The organism is Sphaerospermopsis reniformis, assembly GCF_005402885.1.
In the GTDB taxonomy this organism is placed as follows: domain Bacteria; phylum Cyanobacteriota; class Cyanobacteriia; order Cyanobacteriales; family Nostocaceae; genus Sphaerospermopsis; species Sphaerospermopsis kisseleviana.
The window spans coordinates 1-19174 of record NZ_BJCE01000013.1 but is presented as its reverse complement, the minus strand read 5'-3'; the positions used below and the strand labels follow the sequence as shown (position 1 = coordinate 19174).

The 19174-nt window shown below is 36.2% G+C and carries 17 protein-coding genes and 1 CRISPR repeat array; of the genes, 6 read left to right on the top strand and 11 right to left on the bottom strand.

Going from position 1 to position 19174, the window contains the following annotated elements:
- Positions 1 to 161: 161 nt before the first annotated feature.
- Positions 162 to 2084, top strand: coding sequence for a transglycosylase domain-containing protein (locus tag FFR48_RS03370; protein WP_137666381.1), 1923 nt, complete (start codon positions 162 to 164; stop codon positions 2082 to 2084).
- Positions 2085 to 2234: 150 nt separating this feature from the next.
- Here the strand turns inward: FFR48_RS03370 and FFR48_RS03365 are convergent, their stop codons facing one another.
- The 3 genes from FFR48_RS03365 to FFR48_RS03355 form a co-directional block, all read right to left on the bottom strand.
- The gene (locus FFR48_RS03365; protein WP_137666380.1) at positions 2235 to 2558 is read right to left on the bottom strand and encodes a DUF1825 family protein; all 324 of its coding nucleotides are present in this window, start codon (positions 2556 to 2558) and stop codon (positions 2235 to 2237) included.
- Positions 2559 to 2685: 127 nt separating this feature from the next.
- Complete coding sequence (locus tag FFR48_RS03360; RefSeq protein WP_201277571.1) at positions 2686 to 2853, bottom strand: hypothetical protein; 168 nt, start codon at positions 2851 to 2853, stop codon at positions 2686 to 2688.
- 36 nt (positions 2854 to 2889) lie between these two features.
- The gene (locus FFR48_RS03355; RefSeq protein WP_137666379.1) at positions 2890 to 3297 is read right to left on the bottom strand and encodes a universal stress protein; all 408 of its coding nucleotides are present in this window, start codon (positions 3295 to 3297) and stop codon (positions 2890 to 2892) included.
- An 89-nt stretch (positions 3298 to 3386) separates the two neighbouring features.
- On the opposite strand from FFR48_RS03355, the gene FFR48_RS03350 reads away from it, so the two are divergent.
- Together FFR48_RS03350 and FFR48_RS03345 are read left to right on the top strand one after the other, a co-directional pair.
- The gene (locus tag FFR48_RS03350; RefSeq protein ID WP_137666378.1) at positions 3387 to 4589 is read left to right on the top strand and encodes a phosphoglycerate kinase; all 1203 of its coding nucleotides are present in this window, start codon (positions 3387 to 3389) and stop codon (positions 4587 to 4589) included.
- A gap of 108 nt (positions 4590 to 4697) precedes the next feature.
- Positions 4698 to 6395: a reverse transcriptase domain-containing protein gene (locus tag FFR48_RS03345; protein ID WP_096565019.1), complete on the top strand. Its 1698-nt coding sequence runs from the start codon at positions 4698 to 4700 to the stop codon at positions 6393 to 6395.
- On the opposite strand, the gene FFR48_RS03340 is transcribed toward FFR48_RS03345, so the two are convergent.
- The 4 genes from FFR48_RS03340 to FFR48_RS03325 form a co-directional block, all read right to left on the bottom strand.
- A complete protein-coding gene (locus FFR48_RS03340) occupies positions 6392 to 8044 on the bottom strand; it encodes a nuclease-related domain-containing DEAD/DEAH box helicase (RefSeq protein WP_137666377.1) in 1653 nt (550 codons plus the stop codon). The two genes, FFR48_RS03345 and FFR48_RS03340, sit on opposite strands and share 4 nt — an antisense overlap.
- A 252-nt stretch (positions 8045 to 8296) precedes the next feature.
- Positions 8297 to 8599 carry a DUF433 domain-containing protein gene (locus FFR48_RS03335; protein WP_096565015.1) on the bottom strand — a complete coding sequence of 101 codons (303 nt, stop codon included), beginning with the start codon at positions 8597 to 8599 and terminating at the stop codon, positions 8297 to 8299.
- Positions 8600 to 8665: 66 nt separating this feature from the next.
- Complete coding sequence (locus FFR48_RS03330; protein ID WP_096565013.1) at positions 8666 to 8983, bottom strand: hypothetical protein; 318 nt, start codon at positions 8981 to 8983, stop codon at positions 8666 to 8668.
- Positions 8984 to 9310: 327 nt separating this feature from the next.
- Positions 9311 to 11008, bottom strand: coding sequence for an NYN domain-containing protein (locus tag FFR48_RS03325; protein ID WP_137666376.1), 1698 nt, complete (start codon positions 11006 to 11008; stop codon positions 9311 to 9313).
- 378 nt (positions 11009 to 11386) lie between these two features.
- Here FFR48_RS03325 and FFR48_RS03320 point away from each other — a divergent pair, with 378 nt between their 5' ends.
- The gene (locus tag FFR48_RS03320) at positions 11387 to 12418 is read left to right on the top strand and encodes a VOC family protein (RefSeq protein WP_137666375.1); all 1032 of its coding nucleotides are present in this window, start codon (positions 11387 to 11389) and stop codon (positions 12416 to 12418) included.
- A gap of 223 nt (positions 12419 to 12641) precedes the next feature.
- Complete coding sequence (locus tag FFR48_RS03315) at positions 12642 to 13457, top strand: DUF1838 domain-containing protein (RefSeq protein ID WP_137666374.1); 816 nt, start codon at positions 12642 to 12644, stop codon at positions 13455 to 13457.
- Between the two features lie 241 nt (positions 13458 to 13698).
- Positions 13699 to 14521: a CRISPR direct-repeat array (repeat unit 36 nt; unit sequence TTGCAACATTAAATAATCCCTATTAGGGATTGAAAC).
- Between the two features lie 72 nt (positions 14522 to 14593).
- On the opposite strand, the gene FFR48_RS03310 is transcribed toward FFR48_RS03315, so the two are convergent.
- The 4 genes from FFR48_RS03310 to FFR48_RS03295 all read right to left on the bottom strand — a co-directional run bounded on the left by FFR48_RS03310 (position 14594) and on the right by FFR48_RS03295 (position 18079).
- A complete protein-coding gene (locus FFR48_RS03310) occupies positions 14594 to 14929 on the bottom strand; it encodes a XisI protein (RefSeq protein WP_137666373.1) in 336 nt (111 codons plus the stop codon).
- The gene (locus FFR48_RS03305) at positions 14917 to 15333 is read right to left on the bottom strand and encodes a XisH family protein (protein WP_137666372.1); all 417 of its coding nucleotides are present in this window, start codon (positions 15331 to 15333) and stop codon (positions 14917 to 14919) included. Before FFR48_RS03305 ends, FFR48_RS03310 begins: the two co-directional genes overlap by 13 nt.
- A gap of 332 nt (positions 15334 to 15665) precedes the next feature.
- Positions 15666 to 16034, bottom strand: coding sequence for a pentapeptide repeat-containing protein (locus FFR48_RS03300; RefSeq protein ID WP_096565005.1), 369 nt, complete (start codon positions 16032 to 16034; stop codon positions 15666 to 15668).
- Between the two features lie 482 nt (positions 16035 to 16516).
- Positions 16517 to 18079 carry a hydantoinase B/oxoprolinase family protein gene (locus tag FFR48_RS03295; protein WP_137666371.1) on the bottom strand — a complete coding sequence of 521 codons (1563 nt, stop codon included), beginning with the start codon at positions 18077 to 18079 and terminating at the stop codon, positions 16517 to 16519.
- Positions 18080 to 18281: 202 nt separating this feature from the next.
- Between FFR48_RS03295 and FFR48_RS03290 the strand changes: the two genes are divergently transcribed.
- Complete coding sequence (locus FFR48_RS03290) at positions 18282 to 19145, top strand: M48 family metallopeptidase (protein ID WP_137666370.1); 864 nt, start codon at positions 18282 to 18284, stop codon at positions 19143 to 19145.
- The last annotated feature ends 29 nt before the right edge of the window (positions 19146 to 19174 follow it).

Below are 19174 nucleotides of genomic sequence, written 5' to 3'. Positions count from 1 at the left end.
ACTATTAACTACACTTTGCACTTTAGAAATTAGGTTGGTAAAGTCCACTGGCAAATTATCCGTTTTCTGTCCTGCCAAACTACTATAATTGCAAAAAATTAACCGACTTTTTTCATTTCATCAATTACATTTATATTTATTAGTGAGGAAATAAAACCGCCGTGTCTTCTAGGACTTTTGTAAACAAGCAATCCCAAGACCAGGCTTCATCTGGGTTTGAATTTTTTAAAGGCGTAGGTCAGGTAACTGGCGCTACCCTACTATCGCTCACACTGCTGTCAAGTTCTATTGCAGCGGGGGGACTGGTGGGACTGGCCATAAGTTTCCGCAACTTGCCAGACGTGAGACAGTTACGCAGCTTTTCTCCCACAGAAACCACATACATATATGACATTAAAGGTAAACTCATATCAAGCATTCACGGTGAAGCAAACCGCGAAGTAGTACCCTTAAATAGAATTTCCCCGAACCTCAAACGCGCTGTACTAGCCAGTGAAGACGGTCACTTCTACAGTCACCAAGGCATTAACCCTTCTGGTGTAGGAAGGGCTGTAGTAGTAAACTTGGTAGCAGGTGGTGTAAAAGAAGGTGGTTCTACCATCACCATGCAGTTGGTGAAAAACCTGTTTTTGTCTCATCGGCGGGCTTTTACTCGCAAATTAGCCGAAGCAGTTTTAGCCATTCGTTTAGAACAAATTCTGGAGAAAAACGAAATTTTAGAAATGTACCTCAATCAAGTATATTGGGGTCATAATAACTACGGTGTACAAACAGCCGCCCGGACTTATTTTGATAAATCAGCCGAATTTTTAACCTTGGGTGAGTCAGCAATGATGGCGGGTTTGATCCAAGCCCCAGAAGAGTTTAGCCCCTTTGCCAGTATGAAAAAGGCAAAACAAAAACAAAAAGAAGTGTTAGGGCGGATGTTAGACTTGCGGTGGATCACCCAAAAAGAATATGATGATGCCATCAAGGAAGAAATTAAACTAGGGAGAATTAGGTCATTTCAAGGTAGCGCCCTACCTTATATTAGCAATACCGTAGCCCAGGAACTGGTGAAAAAGTTTGGAAGGGATACAATGCTCAAAGGCGGGATGCGGGTACAAACCACCGTGGATGCCAAATTCCAGATGATGGCAGAATCAACTGTGAGTAAGTGGCACAAAAATTTACTAGGTCAAGGGTTGCGTGGAAATCAAATTGCTTTAGTTGCAGTTGATCCCCGCACACATTTTGTCAAAGCTCTAGTTGGTGGGGTAGATTCTAGAGCAAGTGAATTTAACCGCGCTACCCAAGCACTCAGACAACCAGGTTCGGCTTTTAAACCTTTCGTTTATTATGCTGCCTTTGCCACTGGTAAATATGCTCCAGATAGCACCGTATTAGATACCCCTGTTAGCTACCGAGATGGCAATGGTTGGTACTTCCCCAGAAACTACGATGGTGGGTTTAGTGGTGCAATGTCTATTCGTACCGCTTTAGCTCAATCTCGCAACATCCCTGTAATTAAGCTTGGTAAAGCCATAGGGATGAATAAAGTTGTTGAAACCTGTCGGACTTTGGGTATCATGAGTCCAATGGAACCAGTTACCTCCCTGCCTTTAGGTGCTATTGGTATGACTCCCTTGGAAATGGCCAGTGCCTACGCTACCTTTGCGAATTATGGCTGGCAATCACCAGCAACAGTAATAGTCAGAATTACAGATAGTAGTGGTAATGTGTTACTCGACAACACACCAAAACCCCAGCGAGTGCTTGATCCCTGGGCATCAGCAGCAACTATAGATATTATGCAATCTGTGGTTAGTAGCGGTACGGGTAAGGGTGCAGATATAGGCAGACCATCAGCAGGAAAAACAGGAACAACTTCCTCAGAAAAAGATATTTGGTATGTGGGTACTGTGCCACAACTCACAACTGCTGTCTGGGTGGGAAGAGATGATAACCTACAATTATCCAGTGGTGCTACAGGTGGTGGTATGGTTGCTCCCATCTGGCGTGATTTTATGGAGCAAGCCCTTAAAGGAGTACCATCAGAGAAATTTAAAACACCTTCCCAGTTTCCACGTCCTAAAGCAAATTAGGGTGAGGTAATGGGTAATGGGTAATGGGTAATGGGTGATACAATGAGTGGATTTAGGATTTTGGATTGTATTTCATGAACTCCAATCTAAAATCTAAAATTTAAAATCGAAAATTTTTTCCCAATCACCAATCACCAATCACCAATACCCTCATACCTGTTTTTCCAACTCAGCTTTCATTCTTTGCAGAGTCATATTCATCTGCTCAAACATTTGTTGTGGTGTAACACCAAACTGATTTAGCTGAGTTTTTAGTTGCTGTATGGTCATTTGCGCCATAAAATCTTCTGATAGCTCGAACCGCTTCATAAAGATGCGATATCTGTCCATCATAGATTCCATCTGCTCAATAAACAGCTTTTTGCCCTCGCGGTCAAATTTGCCGTAGTTGTTGCCAAGTTGAATCAGTGCTTGGTAATCTTCAAAAAGCTGTTTGGCTTCGTGTTGAACTATTTCAGAGTCAAAGAATCCCATTTTGCTTATATTCAACTGAGTGCTTGTACTCAGTAGCTGAAAGTTTTGTCTCTAGTCTTATTTTAGTCTAGAGGACTAATCTAGAGAACAAAATTCGCTGGAAGTACGGTTTTTTACCGAAATTTCACTACTTGACTGGGGATTGGGGATTGGGGACTGGTGACTGGGGACTGGGGACTGGGGACTGGTGACTGGGGACTGGTGACTGGGGACTGGTGACTGGGGACTGGTGACTGGTGACTGGTGACTGGTGACTGGGGACTGGGGACTGGTGACTGGGAATAATATTACCCATTACCCATTACCCATTACCCATTACCTGTTCCCTGATCTAAGGCACAATCAAAACAGGACAAGGTGAAAGATTGATCACCCTGGTTGTGACACTATCATTTGCGCCTTCATCAGTTAAACCCAGTCCGCGAAAACCCATAATAATTAAATCTGCTCCTATCTCGTCAGCAACATCACAGATAGTAAAAGCGGGTTTACCCTGTCTTTCTAATACTTCAGCCGTAATACCTTGCTGAGAAAATAAGGTTTGGGCATTTTCTAGGAGTTTAGCAACCACCTCTGGAGAACCCATGATATCGCCAGCATCTCCATTTGGGGATGGTTCTTCCACTACTGACAGCAATACCAAACGACTGTTATATTTCTGCACGATGTTGGTAACTACGTCAGCAGCTTCTCGCGCTTCACGACTTTGGTCAATGGGAAATAGAACTGTTTTAAACATAAATTAATCTTCACACCCCTTACTCCGGTAAAATCTGGATGGTGATACTTTCCAAACAATAACAAAAAGATAATCAGGAGAATTTGGCTGTGTCGAAAAAAAGTTTAGCAAGTTTATCTGCTGCTGATATTTCTGGAAAACGTGCTTTGGTACGGGTTGATTTTAACGTGCCTGTTGATGATCAAGGCAACATTACCGATGATACTCGGATTCGGGCAGCGCTACCAACTATCCAAGATTTGACCCAAAAGGGTGCTAAGGTCATTTTAACAAGCCATTTCGGTCGTCCCAAGGGTGTAGATGAAAAATTGCGTTTAACTCCCGTCGCTAAACGTCTTTCTGAGTTGTTGGGACAAGAAGTGGTCAAAACTGATGACTGCATCGGTGATGATGTAGCTGCTAAGGTTGCAGCTTTGGAAAATGGCCAAGTGCTGTTATTAGAAAATGTCCGCTTTTACAAAGAAGAAGAAAAGAATGATCCTGAGTTTGCTCAAAAATTAGCAGCAAACGCTGATTTTTATGTCAATGATGCTTTTGGTACTGCTCACCGCGCCCATGCTTCTACTGAAGGTGTAACTAAGTATTTAAGCCCTTCCGTAGCTGGTTATTTGGTGGAGAAGGAGTTGCAATATTTACAAAGTGCAATTGAAGTTCCTCAACGTCCTTTGGCTGCTATTATCGGTGGTTCTAAGGTTTCCAGCAAAATTGGTGTGATTGAAACTTTGTTAGAAAAGTGCGATAAGTTGATTATTGGTGGGGGAATGATTTTCACCTTCTATAAAGCACGTGGTTTAAGTGTTGGTAAGTCTTTGGTGGAAGAAGATAAGTTAGAGTTGGCGAAGTCTTTGGAAGCTAAGGCTAAAGAACGTGGTGTAGCTTTGCTATTACCCACCGATGTGGTGTTAGCAGATAAATTTGCTGCTGATGCTAACTCTCAAACCGTCAGCATTGAAGCAATCCCTGATGGTTGGATGGGTTTAGATATTGGTCCTGACTCTGTGAAGGTTTTCCAAGAGGCTTTAGCTGACTGTAAGACTGTGATCTGGAATGGTCCTATGGGTGTGTTTGAGTTTGATAAATTTGCTGTGGGTACTGAGGCGATCGCTCATACTTTAGCAGAAATCGGCAAAACCGGCACAACTACCATTATCGGTGGTGGTGACTCTGTAGCGGCTGTGGAAAAGGTTGGTTTGGCTGATCAAATGAGCCACATTTCTACTGGTGGTGGTGCTAGTTTGGAGTTGTTGGAAGGTAAGGTTTTACCTGGTATTGCAGCTTTGGATGAAGCGTAATTATTAATAGGGGTGAAGGATGAAGTTTTTAGGCTTTGTCCTTCATTTACGAAAAATAGAAAAAAATTATAATTTGTATAGGTTGAAAAATTAATTTGATGTTTAATTATGATTAAATTTAATTTAGAAGATTATCTGACTGATTTAAAATTAATAAGAAACTCTATTTATTATTCTATTTATAGCAGATTAAATGATGATCATGTTTGTAACTTTTTTGAATTACATATTAACTGCAAAAATGATACTAAAATTAATCAATTAGTTGAATATATCCATAATATTTACTCACTATCACAACCTTATATACAAGATAGATCATTTGCTTATTCTTATCCCAAGAATGACTTTTTCTTGAGAAGATGTATATATATTCCATTTAAAGAACTAGCAGTTAGATATCATCTTGTAAATACCCTTGCACTAGCAGTTGAAAACTCCTTTATTAAAACAAGTTTTGCTAATAGAACCCAACGGTCTAAAAGTGGATTTATATATTTATTTCGGGAATATTATCCTCAACACAAACAATTTATAGAATGGGCTGAGGATTTAATTATAAAATATAATAAAGAGGAAAAAGATTCTTATGTTTTAAAAGCTGATATAACATCATTTTACGATGCAATATCTCATGATTACTTAGTTAATTCAATTTTTAATTTAGTAGGTAATATACTACCCCAAAAATATGAACCTTTGTTGCGTCAAATTTTACGACCAGAAGTTGAGTTCTATTCTGTAGTGGATAGTTCACTAAAATCAGAGAAAAAACAACAAGGTTTATTAATTGGTAATAGCACAGAAGGATATCTCGCCAATATATTACTTAGTCAATTAGATGAATTAATGATTTCTCATAACTTTAATTATGCCAGATATGTTGATGATATTAAAATAGTTACAAATACAAAACAAGAGGCAATTAGAGCCGTTAATATTCTTCAGGAAGAATTGCATAGAATAGGCTTAAATTTAAACTCTACTAAAACAGAAATTATTCAAAATCCTAAATCTGTAGAAGAGCTATTTAGAAAAGATCATGAAATTTCGTTACCTGATCACTTAAATGAAGAGATATTAAGTGTGAAAAATGATTTAAATAATATCAATTTTGAGCAAAGATCGGAAGATTTTAAAAAAATTAATTTAAATTCTACTTTAAATCAAGAAGATAGTTATACAGTAACATCCTACTTATTCGATTTAAGTAATTTTGACGAATATGATGAAGATTTAGTTATAAATTTAATATCAAAAATTCCAGAAATAATTCAAGAATATCCTAAAACAATTAGAAAAAATACTTGGAGTATTGTAAAAATTATAAATTTTGGATATACCAGTGATGTTATTATTGCAGGTTATAAAGCAATGAATGAGGTTTTTAAAAACCCAAATATTATACATTATGCTAGGACAAGATTAATTCATAATTTAGTTAAACCTAGAAAAAAAGATCCTCCTTATATACTAATGATGGTGAAGAATAATCAAAAACTTTGTGAAAAATTGATTATTATATTTCAAAGTTTCCTATCTACTAAATCAATAGACTTGAATCTTAACGCTTTATATGCGATATGGATATTATCTCACAGAGATAATGGTAAGTATTTTGATGAGGATTTATTTAGAAATAACATCAATAATTATATATCTAGACCCATTTCGCATAATATTTCAAGAATTTTATCATCAATACTTGAACAAAAAAATAGCTTCAACTTTTTTGATTATTTTGATTTTACAGAATTGTCTAATAGTCAAGATAAAATAGGGGTAGATATTTTAGATTATAACTAAAATATATCAGCAATATTTTCGATATTTGAATCTACATCTTTTCTTAGTAAGAGATATAATATACTACAAGCCCTTGATCTACCGATATATCTTAATCTCCTTACAACAATAGTTTCAGAAGTTGCAGGTTCTAATTCAACTAATACAATTATATGATTTTCAAGCCCTTGAAAATCATGCCGAGTTGACCAGGTAATTAATTTGGCTTTATTAGTATTATCATTACTGGATAAATCAAATTTTTTCAAAACAAGCTGTTCTTTCTGTAGTAATAAATTAGTTGCTTCTAAAATCTCATCATTTGGTATATTAGAAAATAGTATTGTTATGTTCTTAGGTATAACTTTATCTACAGTTATCATCCTCAAAATTAATTGTACAACAATATTAATCATTTCTTCATCATTAGTATAATATTCTGTAATAACTTCCTTGAAATGTCTTCGTGGTCTTTGAATTTTCTTATAACTTGGACTGATGTATTCTTTGTAAGAATCAAAAATCTCAGCTGTATTTCTTATGATTTGTTGTAAAGTGTACTGAAATGGTCTAAATATTTGTTGTATCTCATTTTCCTTAGTTTTTTGAGAATCATCTTTAAACATTAGTATGGAAATGATTGATATATCTTGTGTATATTCAGCTATTTCTCTTAAAAATTTTACTTCCAATTGTTGTGCTTCATCAATAATAATTCTAATTTCTGCATATTCCTCATTAATTTTACCATCTAAAATATTTGGAAATAAATTCATTTCCTGAATAGTTAAGATTTGTAAATATTTATTACTTGTATTTATATTTATATGCAGAGAAATCTCATAACTAATATAATTTTTTAATTCTTGGGAACTTGTAATAAATAGAACAAATGTATCTGCTTTGATATCCGATATTGCTTGAGATATTGCAAGTTGTGTTTTTCCAGTTCCAGCAGGTCCTTCAATCAGAATAGGTTGATTAGCTTTATAATAAAAACCATCTAAAATTTTTTGCTGTTCCTTAGTAAGACGAATAATTTTTTCTTGCTCATCTTCTAATTCTGCACTAAGAGATTTTTTGAACTCAATTTGAGGACTAATTAAATCTTTGATTGATTCTACTACTCTCTTTCCAAGAGGTTTATGAGAAGGAAGGCTATGATATTTATATATTTCATTAATTTTCATACTTAAATTATTTAGATCATATCTAAATAATGTCACTTCTTTCTCCATAAAGGGAGCTAAGTTACCTTCTAATATATCAATATGAGGAAAACAAATTGCATATCCACAATTAAACCATTTATTTTTTAAGCTAGGTATTTTTTCTTTTAAAAATAAAGGTAACTTTTTAGAATTAGCTAATTGTTTTGTATATGGATTCTTATACGAAATATCATCACCAGATTTCCATTTATCATTTTCGCCATCATAGGAAAATCTAGTTCCTCCCTTAACTTCAAGAATTAAAAGACCCTTCTGGGGATGAACTAATAAAAAATCTGTTTCGGTCTCTGTTCTACATTTATATTTGTTTTTGAAAACCCAATATCTATCTTGGAAAATATAAAAGTTATCGTCAAGTTGAGAAAGTAGACCATATACTATCTTTTCTCCATATAAATCAGGATTACATGGACAGTCTGGAGGAAACATTTTAGCCATTTTTAATACTTAGTCCTGTTGTTAGTTTGCTTGGATTTATATTTAATGTTATGTTAAAAATATATTGTTTAAAATTATAAGTACATTTTTAAGCTATAAAACCTATGGAAAGCTGAATAAATTAATTTTATTACGGTATAATACCAATATTTCCTGAAAACCAGTATATTGTGTTACAAAAATTAATCTAATCGTTATCATCTTACCAGGAATTGCTAAGATTGACTCAGTTACAATCGTTTCATCATGACTTTAAGCCTTGATTGCTCTCAAAAGCTGTATCATCGGGGAAGGATTAGCAGCCGCTTCTTGATAACGCTGTTCTCTCCACCTAGCCAAACGCAACATATAAGCATCTATTTCCGCACGATTATGGAGATAGTATGTAATAGTAGCATGAATTTTTTCTAAATTCAGTGACGGCAACTCTTCCAGAATTTGTTCAGGTGTAAACCCTTGCAAGTAATAATCAATCACATCATCAATACCGATTCTATGCCCCTTAATACGGATATCATCTGGGTCTAAAAATTCAAAATAATCTTCTAGTTGCATAATTTCACCTTTATACTTGAGATTAGTTTAGTGGACATTTGATTTTCAAAATCAAGAATATCAGTTTTATTCGTCATTTTCACCTATTTCTCCATCTAATTCACGGCGATTTTTAGCCATTTCTTCAACAAAATCATCAAAGAAAGGATCGTCTTTAAAAATACCATCAGATTGAACTAATGGATGAAAATCTTTTAAAATTTCTTCACCGACACTTATAGCAGCATCAGTTGTCAATGATGCGACAATATTTTTCTCCATGTTGTTTTTAGCAACATTAATCTGATTAATTTTTTGATCAACAATTCTATCAATCAATGATTCTAAATCTTGTAAAGTCATTTCGGTAATAGATTGATTGTTTAGCATTTTTTCAATCTCCATAAATAGTATTTGTGAAAAAAGCAACTAAACTTGGCTTTATTTTAGCATACATCCTTACAAAAGCCTAAACCCTCTAGAACACCGATTCATTAATCGTAAGGGCGAAGCATTCGGGTGATAACCTATCACTGAAACCATTGATATTCTGTCCGAATGCTTCGCCCCTACAAGGTAAAAACAGATTACCTAGCATTACTGAATCGACGTTCTAGTAGTATTCAAAAACTTATTAGATATCTCCGAAAATTAAATATGCGTAATTTGAAAACCTTGGTATGGAAAATTCATGAATTGTCCCTACATTTTTTTCTGAGAGGTATAATATACTTATCCTGATGTCATGGTGACAGATGGTACTATTTTAAATTTATTTCCTTTCTGCTGGATCTGGAAAGAACTACAAGACTGTAAAAATTTGATAAAACTACCATTAATCTGTAACTCTTTCATTTGCTTAGTAATAGGTTTACCATATTGTTGATGAAATTTAATTCCTAAAATCCCAATATCAACATAGTTGTTGTTTGCTGCTTTCGTTAACTCTGTAAGAATCATTTTTAGTGCTTTTTCTAAGTCAGCAGCAGAATTGATCTTAGTTGATGAAACAGATGATAACACAGATGCAGGGCTGGGAGAATTAAGTTTACTTACTTGCCATTTATTATCTTTGAGTTGAACTTGAAAATCACTACAAGATTGTAAAAACTTGGCAAATGTACCACCTATTTGTAACTCTTTCATTTGTTCAGTAATCGGTTTACCATATTTTTGCTTAAATTTACTGGCTAAAATACTAATATCAAAACTTTCATTTTTAGATTCTTTGCTTAACTCCGTCCAAATATTTTTTATTGCCTTTTCTAAATCTAATTTTGTGGTTAAAATATTCACTAATGAGTTATTTTTAACCTGAGAGTTTTTATTATTTTCTGCTGGATTAATATCTTCTTTTTGGGAAAAATGTTGTTGTTCAAAAAGCGTGATGTATAATTCTCCTACATCATCAACTTGATGAATTACAAAATCTGCTGGATAGCTAATAAAAATATCTCTCGCTCGTTTACCTGGTAAATATTTAGCAATGACATTACTAATATTTAATTGATATTTCGTTTTATATAATTTAGAAATTTGAGAGAGTTTAATCCAATAATTAGCTGTTTGCTTTTGTTCTTCTTTAATTAAATGTTTAACTTGCAGAACAAATTGATCAATAGATGGTATTTCTGGTAAGGGTTTAATGCTATTGATAATAGTTTCACCTGTGGCATTATTGAAGATATTGATATTTTCCCCGTGCTGACTGACTTGATATACTGTTAACCCATGTTGCTGTAAATTGTTGCATAAATTAGTCATTACCTTATCAGATGAACAAACAAAAACTTCTTTAGCTTTGGGATAAAATTCATGAATAGAAGAACCAAAAGCAATCATTTTTCCATCTGCATTATCCCTACCAGCAGGAACATGAATCAAATCATAGCCACGTTCATGTAATTCTACATCTAGTTTACCCCGATTACTCCAATTAGCAAAGGCAATTTTCACTTGAATTGGACATTGACAAATAGTTGCTAAAAATTTTTCTGTATTGATCTTAAGTTGTAAATTTTCCGCATCTAAAAGTAAAACCCCTATTCCTACTGGTACTAAAGCAGGAAACAATGTAGAATTTAAACAGCTATTTAAATCAGATATAACAGGATTGTGATTTCTAATTTCAGCAATTAATTCTGATATGATTGGTACATTTAAAGCTGCGGGAACTAGGAAAGCTTTTAAATATAGTTGTAGCTTATTTATTAGTTCTTTCCTACTGCGAGTTTGACTGAGTAATTCTGTAAATTTAGCACTCAAAGCAGATTGATTAGCTGTTTTTTGCCATTGGACTTTTCTGTACTTTTCCATTAATAATTCTGGCTGCTGTTGTTGAATAGTAATTATGGCTTGGCAGACCTGAGAGACTATTTGATTTAATAAAGCAGAATCAGAGGTAGTAAGCGATCGCTCATGATTTGACATAACTTATACAATATAGTAAAGCATCCTTGAGGAAAATGCGTAAATTATTCTTCAAAAATCTATCAAAAATCTATCAAAAATCTAATTTATACCTAATGTATATTTAGGTTATACCTAATTTATACCTAATTTATATCTAATTTATATCAAGTTTACAGTTTTAGATGTGGGAACATCTCTCAAATAGTATAAAAGTGTGAGTCTACTTTTGGGGAAATTTCCGCACTTGATATTCTCTCGCTGCTGACACTTCATAGGAAAAGCCCAAAGATTGGTGAACTTTTTAAGCGATCGCATTTAGTTCGCTTTCCGGGCTGGCTTTCCACTGTTCCCGACTTTGCCTATGTACTAACAGTTTACACCTAAATTGATTGAACCATGACTCAAGCAAAAACCACGACAATTGAAGGTATCTATGAAGTTTGTATTGGCGTTTCAGAGCCGATTTTAGCAATTCAATATTGGCAACAATTTGGTTATCGTATTGGATCAGTGGGAGAATTAAACGCAGAAACAGCGTATCAATTATATGGGGTAAACTCCTCTTTAAAAGCAATTCGTCTTAATCACCAAGATGCAGATCATGGTTTAATCAGATTGATGACTTGGGAAAATCCCATAAATCAAGGTTTGGGTATCAGTTCCATGAAAATCAAGGGTAATCGCTGGACTACGGCTTTAACTGCTGATTTATTAGGGATTTTAAATCATGCGGAAAATGCCAGAGCCGCAGGTCATACAATTAGATATACTTACCCTTACTGGGAAGTCATTTATCAAAAAGAACACAAAAACCGTCCCTTTGTTGATCCAGCAGTGGGAGTGAGAGAAATGCTACTGCTGCAACCCTTAACGCGACAGGTGTTATTTCAACGCTTTGGTTATGTCATGCCCTACTATGGCAAAATAAATCACAATGCACCTTTTGGCACCAGTCAGTTTACCCATTTGGGGTTAGTAGTTCAAGACGACAGCAAAGAAACCCTGCGGTTTTATGAAGAAGTTTTGGGTTTGTTGCGTGTGCGAGATGATGTAGAAACCAGCTATGAATCTTCTTTTGCAGGACGAGATTTTTTTGACCTCCATCCAGGGGAAAAGTTTATAGTTACGGCTTTTGATGATCCCCGTTCTTCTCAAACTAACTTAATGGAAGCTCGCAGTGGTAGACTTTATATTGTACGCTTTCCAGAAAATATCCCCTTAGAATCAAGTTTTACATTTGCTCAACCAGGAAGTTTAGGAATGTGTCTTTACACTTATCGGGTGCAAGGAATACACGATTATTTTGATAAAATTCGGGCAAGTAATGTACAGAAATTTACTAATATTGTAAATAATGAATTTGGAGAAATGAGTTTTTCTTTTGTTGCCCCAGATGGTTATTTCTGGACTTTAGTAGCAAAAAGTTAGGTCAGGAGTCAGGAGTCAGGAGTCAGGAGTCAGGAGTCAGGAGTTATGTATTTTGGATTTTGGATTTTGAATTTTGAATTTTGGATTGTTTTTGTCAACTCCAATCTAAAATCTAAAATATAAAATCTAAAATTTTCTTCCCCAGTCACCAGTCACCAGTCACCAGTCCCCAATCACCAGTCCCCAGTCCCTACTATAATCATAAGGAGAAAATATACAGAATATGGTAGCCCACATCCAAGAAGTTGATGCCCAACAATGGGTGAAAACTCGTTCTTCCTTAGATGCTAATGAATCTACTTTTTTAGTTTGGACAGGTAAAATTTATAGTTTTGTCCCTGGGGAAAAGCGACAACTTTTATTTAAAATTATCGGTATGAGTGTAAGTCGGTGTATTCCCACTGCGGAAGGTCGTTGGGATTTTACTTCTAGGGAACTGACTTATTACCTCAACCCAGAAACAGATGAAATTTTACGAAAATGGGAAAATCCCTGGACTGGGGAAACTGTGACGGTGATGCACGTAGCTAATAATCCCGTACAAGGTAAGTTTAAAGGTAAACTGCCTGTACAGGTGGAAGGTGAAAATACTACCTTTGTCTTTGATCTGTTTCCCCATTATCCCAACCCTTTGGCAAAAGATCCCCAGTTTGCTTCCTACAGTCCATCTCCAACTTATCAAGCGGCTGAGTTATTTAAAATTACTGTCAAGAGTGCAGATTTGCTCAACTCAGAACTTAATTCCGTTACAGAATTAAAATTAAGTTGGGATAGAATTGGTCAATGGTTGCCTTGGATGAAGATGGGTGAACAACCAGGACAACTTATATATAGTGCTATTGGTGGCAAGGTGGGCGGTTTTACAGAGTTACCCCCACTGTTACAAGCGGAAATTAATAACCGTGTGCCTTTGTATAAGCAAGCGCCGAATGCTTTTATGGAAGGGGAAGATATGACTTCTTGGTTATATTTTCAGAAGCATTTTTCTGATTATTTGGCTGGGGAAGTTTTTCCTTTACCAGCAGCGGAGGAAGGTTAGTTTGTAGTCCGAAATGCGCGGATGGGTGGGTGTAAATTTTGAGGTGTTGAAAAAAATGCCTGGATCTCTCTCTCTGCAAGGATTGGGAGTTATTTGTGTAGAACAACCACCCGCGCACCTTACCCTGTCTTGGTTTCAACGTTTTTCCCTCTTGACGCAATTCCTGAAATGGACTATCATTAGAACATCCGCGCAACCGAATCTTGAAAACTACATATATCTAGGCTTCCAGGATGCCGCGTTGCAACATTAAATAATCCCTATTAGGGATTGAAACTCCATAAAAGGGCGCTTCTATGTTAGTTAATCCCACTTGCAACATTAAATAATCCCTATTAGGGATTGAAACAGCACCATCATGGCTGTTTTTCGGTCGTACCATTGGGTTGCAACATTAAATAATCCCTATTAGGGATTGAAACGTTTAGATAGAACTCAACTATTTAGAATAGTTAATTGCAACATTAAATAATCCCTATTAGGGATTGAAACTCAATCCAGATAAGACCCGCTTTAGTCGCTTGAGATTGCAACATTAAATAATCCCTATTAGGGATTGAAACCTAGAGACAAGTATGGATAATGAAGAAAAAGATTTCTTGCAACATTAAATAATCCCTATTAGGGATTGAAACCGTTCGGAAATTAATCTTCTTTCCTCCTGTGCCATTGCAACATTAAATAATCCCTATTAGGGATTGAAACCCAAAAATCAGTTTTACCTCAGTCCACTCCCTTTATTGCAACATTAAATAATCCCTATTAGGGATTGAAACTTTTTTTACTAATTTAATTGGCGAGGATCTACCACGTTGCAACATTAAATAATCCCTATTAGGGATTGAAACGCTAGAAGTGCTTAATCCTCTTATTTAGGAACATTGCTTGCAACATTAAATAATCCCTATTAGGGATTGAAACCATTGCGGTAGATATGGACTAAATCTGCCAACTCTTGCAACATTAAATAATCCCTATTAGGGATTGAAACTGCTTTAATGTGCATTAACGTTGCGGACTTCACAGAGTTGCAACATTAAATAATCCCTATTAGGGATTGAAACTGGAGATAGTACCCAAAATCAATCTATAAAATTGCAAAGTTGCAACATGAAATAATTGTGATGAAGATACAATCAAGCAACTCCATAGTCTGTATATTCCCGCATTTCAGGAGCTTGAAAACCTAAAATAATATCTTCCTTTGCAACTCCTCGCGCTACAAGTTCTTCAGCCACCATCATTTCCGTCATATTTTGCTCAATCCAGATTTTTCCCTCTTTAATATCCAAATGTAAAACACAACCATAGACACGCCGATGGCCATCCCATCCAACATTCATGACTTGGTAATGATCTTGTTTAGTATCAAAAACAGTGTAACAATCAATCTTACCATTGGCTATTGGGATGGCAGCATAAGCAGTCAACAACGACTGAATGATATTGCGATAAGATGCTATGGTATCCATTGTAAAATTACCTCTTCAATTGGGTCATAAATAATTTGTTTAATCTGATATCTCTCTATTGAAATTTGGGCAAATTCCCGCTTAAAAAAAGATTCATAAACACCTATTGGTACTGCCAAATAGAGAATACGAGTTGGATCACTGATTTCTAAAGCAAGTCGATAATTCAAAAATTGCCCTAATGCGGCATGATAATCGGTTAGTGGCGAATCACTCAGGAAAGTTTTAATCTCAACTGCAATTTTTTCTTTGCCCCGCTCTGCGGCCAAAAGTTGCTCTGCACCTAAATCAATTTCAAACTTGGTTCCGCCAACTTCCAGTCGTAGGGGATCATCAGTTATCTTCCACTCCTCCTTTTCTAAAGCTCTTCTCACCACAGTATGAAACTTATCTTTAGCTGCCATTGTTGTCTTTCTAATGTTGATCCCAGAATCTCTACCCTTTTAGGGTGGGCAGTATTTCAATTACAATCTTAGAACAAATTATTGCAACATTAAATAATCCTTATTAGGGATTGAAACTAGCAAAAGTGGATTGCTCAATTGCTGAATTTTGGGTTAAAATTTAATATCGGTGGATAGGTTGGTTAGGACATTAACTAATTGATCATAAAACTGACACTAAAAGAAGGTTTTACCCCAATAATAAAAATAAAGTTGTGTGCGATCGCCCTCCTATCATCCAAGAGAATGCGATCGCCCAATTTATCCCCATCACCAACAATAAAACCAAAGTTTCACAACTTCCGCATACCATGACTAACGGGATCAAAACCCTTAGAAAAGCGCGTGCTGTCATCATAACAAGCGCCCTTCAAATTCGCACCATATAACTTAGTATAGTGCAGCCTCGCACCCCGAAGATTAGCTTCAGAGAGATTAACGCCACACAAATTAGCCCTAGTCAAATTAGCATCAGCTAAATTTGCCCTACTCAAATTTGCACCCCAAAGTTTAGCTTTAGCGAGATTAGCATCACTTAAATCTGCTCCCCACAAATTGATTCCCGGTAAATAAGCATCAATCAACTTGATTCCAACCAAGTGAGCAGATAGAAAATATCTCTCTCCAGCGGCATAGCGCCGTTTAATATCCTCCGCATCCATCTATATTTCACTGCCTTTAGCAACGACACAGTGATTTCTGTTCCTACCTATCATTTAACCACAAAAACCGCTAATCCGCTATTGATAGAGAGAGGAAAACTCTAACTTTTCTCCCCTTGCACCCTGCCCTGTATTTTCCCATCTTTTCCAGTACCATTACAAACGAACAAATTGATACCAGAAAAATCACCATTTTTTTTATACACGAAAAAGCGCCTGAGTCCTTTTTGCTTACTCAGGCACCCCCCGTATAACTTTATACCATTTCATCGTATGCAACCGATTAAATCTTCTACACTGCTATTAGGGAAAGCACTGTTAAGATAACCTGTAACAAACATGAGTGAAGTGGTATCACTCCTTGCATCAGATAAGAATATCTCTTTTGACACCAAATAGCCAGTGTAGAGAGTGACAGTTTATGAACTGACACTGGTGGAAAACATAACCCGCGTAGGCAGGTTTTGCCTGTGTAGCTTCATTTAACCACAACCTCCTCCTCCTGGAGTTTCGATCACAAAAATATCCCCTGGTTGCATCTCTACAGTAGCGGTACTACCTAAAATTTCCTCAGTGCCATTTTGTCTTTGTACCCAGTTGCGTCCTATTTTTCCCGCTTCAGCACCATTTAAACCGAAGGGAGGAACCAGACGATGGCCAGAGAGAATATTAGCAGTCATTGGTTCTAAAAATTTAATACGACGGATCACCCCATCACCCCCGCAATATTTTCCTTTCCCTCCACTATGGGAACGCAAACCAAAACTTTCCACTTGCACAGGATAACGAGTTTCTAAAACTTCAGGATCTGTTAAGCGGGAGTTAGTCATGTGGGTATGAACCCCATCAGTACCATCAAAATTTATTCCTGCACCAGAACCACCGCAAATAGTTTCATAATATTGATATTTCTGATTACCAAAAGTAAAATTATTCATTGTTCCTTGGGAAGCTGCCATCACACCCAAAGCACCATATAAAGCATCAACAATTGTTTGGGAAGTTTCTACATTTCCTGCTACTACTGCCGCGGGATAAGTTGGGTTTAACATACAACCTTGAGGGATAATAATTTCTAAAGGTTTGAGACAACCAGCATTCAGGGGAATATTATCATCAACCAAAGTTCTAAAGACATATAAAACCGCCGCTTGAGTTACAGCTTTGGGGGCATTGAAATTACTATTTAATTGTGCAGATGTTCCAGTAAAATCAATCTTGGCACTGCGGGTTTCTCTGTTGATTTTTACATTAACTTCAATTTTTGCACCGCTATCCATTTCATAAATAAATGATCCATCTTTTAAAACATCAATTGCTCTTCTCACAGATTCTTCTGCATTGTCTTGAACAAACTGCATATAAAGTTTAACAGTTTCTAGTCCATATTGCTCAACCATTTTTAGCAGTTCTTGTACTCCCCTTTCATTAGCAGCAATTTGAGCTTTAAAATCTGCTATATTTTGGTCAGGATTACGACTAGGATAGGGATGATTTAACAAATAATTTCTGATTGCTGTTTCTTGAAATTCTCCCTCTTGCACTAAGAGAAAATTATCAAAAATAATTCCTTCTTCTAAAATTGTGGTACTATGAGGAGGCATAGAACCGGGAGTAATACCACCAATATCCGCTTGATGTCCACGTGAAGCAACATAAAATATAGGACTGGGAATATTGTTTTTATTTCCTATGTTAGTTCCTAAAAATACAGGAGTAATAGCTGTGACATCAGGTAAATGTGTTCCACCGTTATAAGGGTTATTGGATAAATAAACATTTCCTGGTTTGATTGTGTCCCCAACATCATTAATTAAACTGCGGACACTTTCACTCATTGAGCCTAAGTGTACAGGAATATGAGGAGCATTAGCAACTAATAAACCAGAACTATCAAAAATCGCACAGGAAAAATCTAGCCGTTCTTTAATATTAACTGATGCTGCTGTGTTTTGCAGCATAATTCCCATTTGTTCGGCGATAAATTGATAGAGATTTTTGAATATTTCTAAACGAACTGGATCAGGTTGAGTTGTGTTGTACATGATAATTTCTTCCTAATTAATTTTTGACATCTTTTTAGATACAGTCGTAGGGGCAAACCCCCGTGGTTACCCGTACTCCCAGGAGTGAGTTTGAGGCGATCGCCTGTACCCACAAGTATTGGGTTTTATCACGGGTCTGAAATCGCTATCCTAATCGCTATACTATCTGTGGGAATAATATTTTTTATTGATTGCCATCATTATGTCTTTAGTTAAAACTGCTCTAATTGGTTTAAAAGCTGACTCATTCCGTCATCCTCTAGACTTGGAAGCTACAAAAACTCTCAAGCAAATTCCTGGTATAGATATGATGGTCAGAAATTGGCTAGGTCCAATGGCAGAACAGGTTTTTTATGTAGAAAATATTGCTGCTAGTGTCTTGGTGGGTGAAAAACAATTACCATATTTACACAATTTATTATTAGACGCTTGCAATATTTTAGATATTGAACCACCTCAACTATACGTGCGTCAACATCCCGCCCCTAATGCTTATACTTTTGCCATGCGGGGTAAACAGCCATTTGTGGTGTTGCATACTTCTTTAATTGATATGCTCACACCAGAAGAAATACAAGCGGTTATTGCCCATGAGTTAGGACATCTCAAATGCGATCATAGTGTTTATTTAACACCTGTGAACTTACTCATTTTAGCAGCTGCAATTTTACCTAATGTGGGTGCGGTTTTAGCTCAAACATTACAAGCACAGTTATTAGAATGGGTACGTTGTGCAGAGTTTACTTGCGATCGCGCTGCTTTGTTAGCTACCCAAAACCCCAAAGTTGTCATGTCTGTGTTAATGAAGTTAGCTGGTGGTTCTCCCACCTTAGCACCTCAATTAAATCTTGATGCTTTTGTTGCCCAAGCCCGTGCTTATGATGACATCAGTAACACGGAACTGGGTGTAATGGTGAAAGAAGCCCGCACTGCCCAGTTAAGCCACCCAGTACCCGTATTGCGAGCCAGGGAAATTGATCGATGGGCAAGTAGTACGGAATACCATATACTTATGCAAAATCACGGTTTTAAAGGAGAAACTGAAACCGCACCCAAGGGAGGATAGAGAAATTGGTAACTATTGGGGACTGGGGG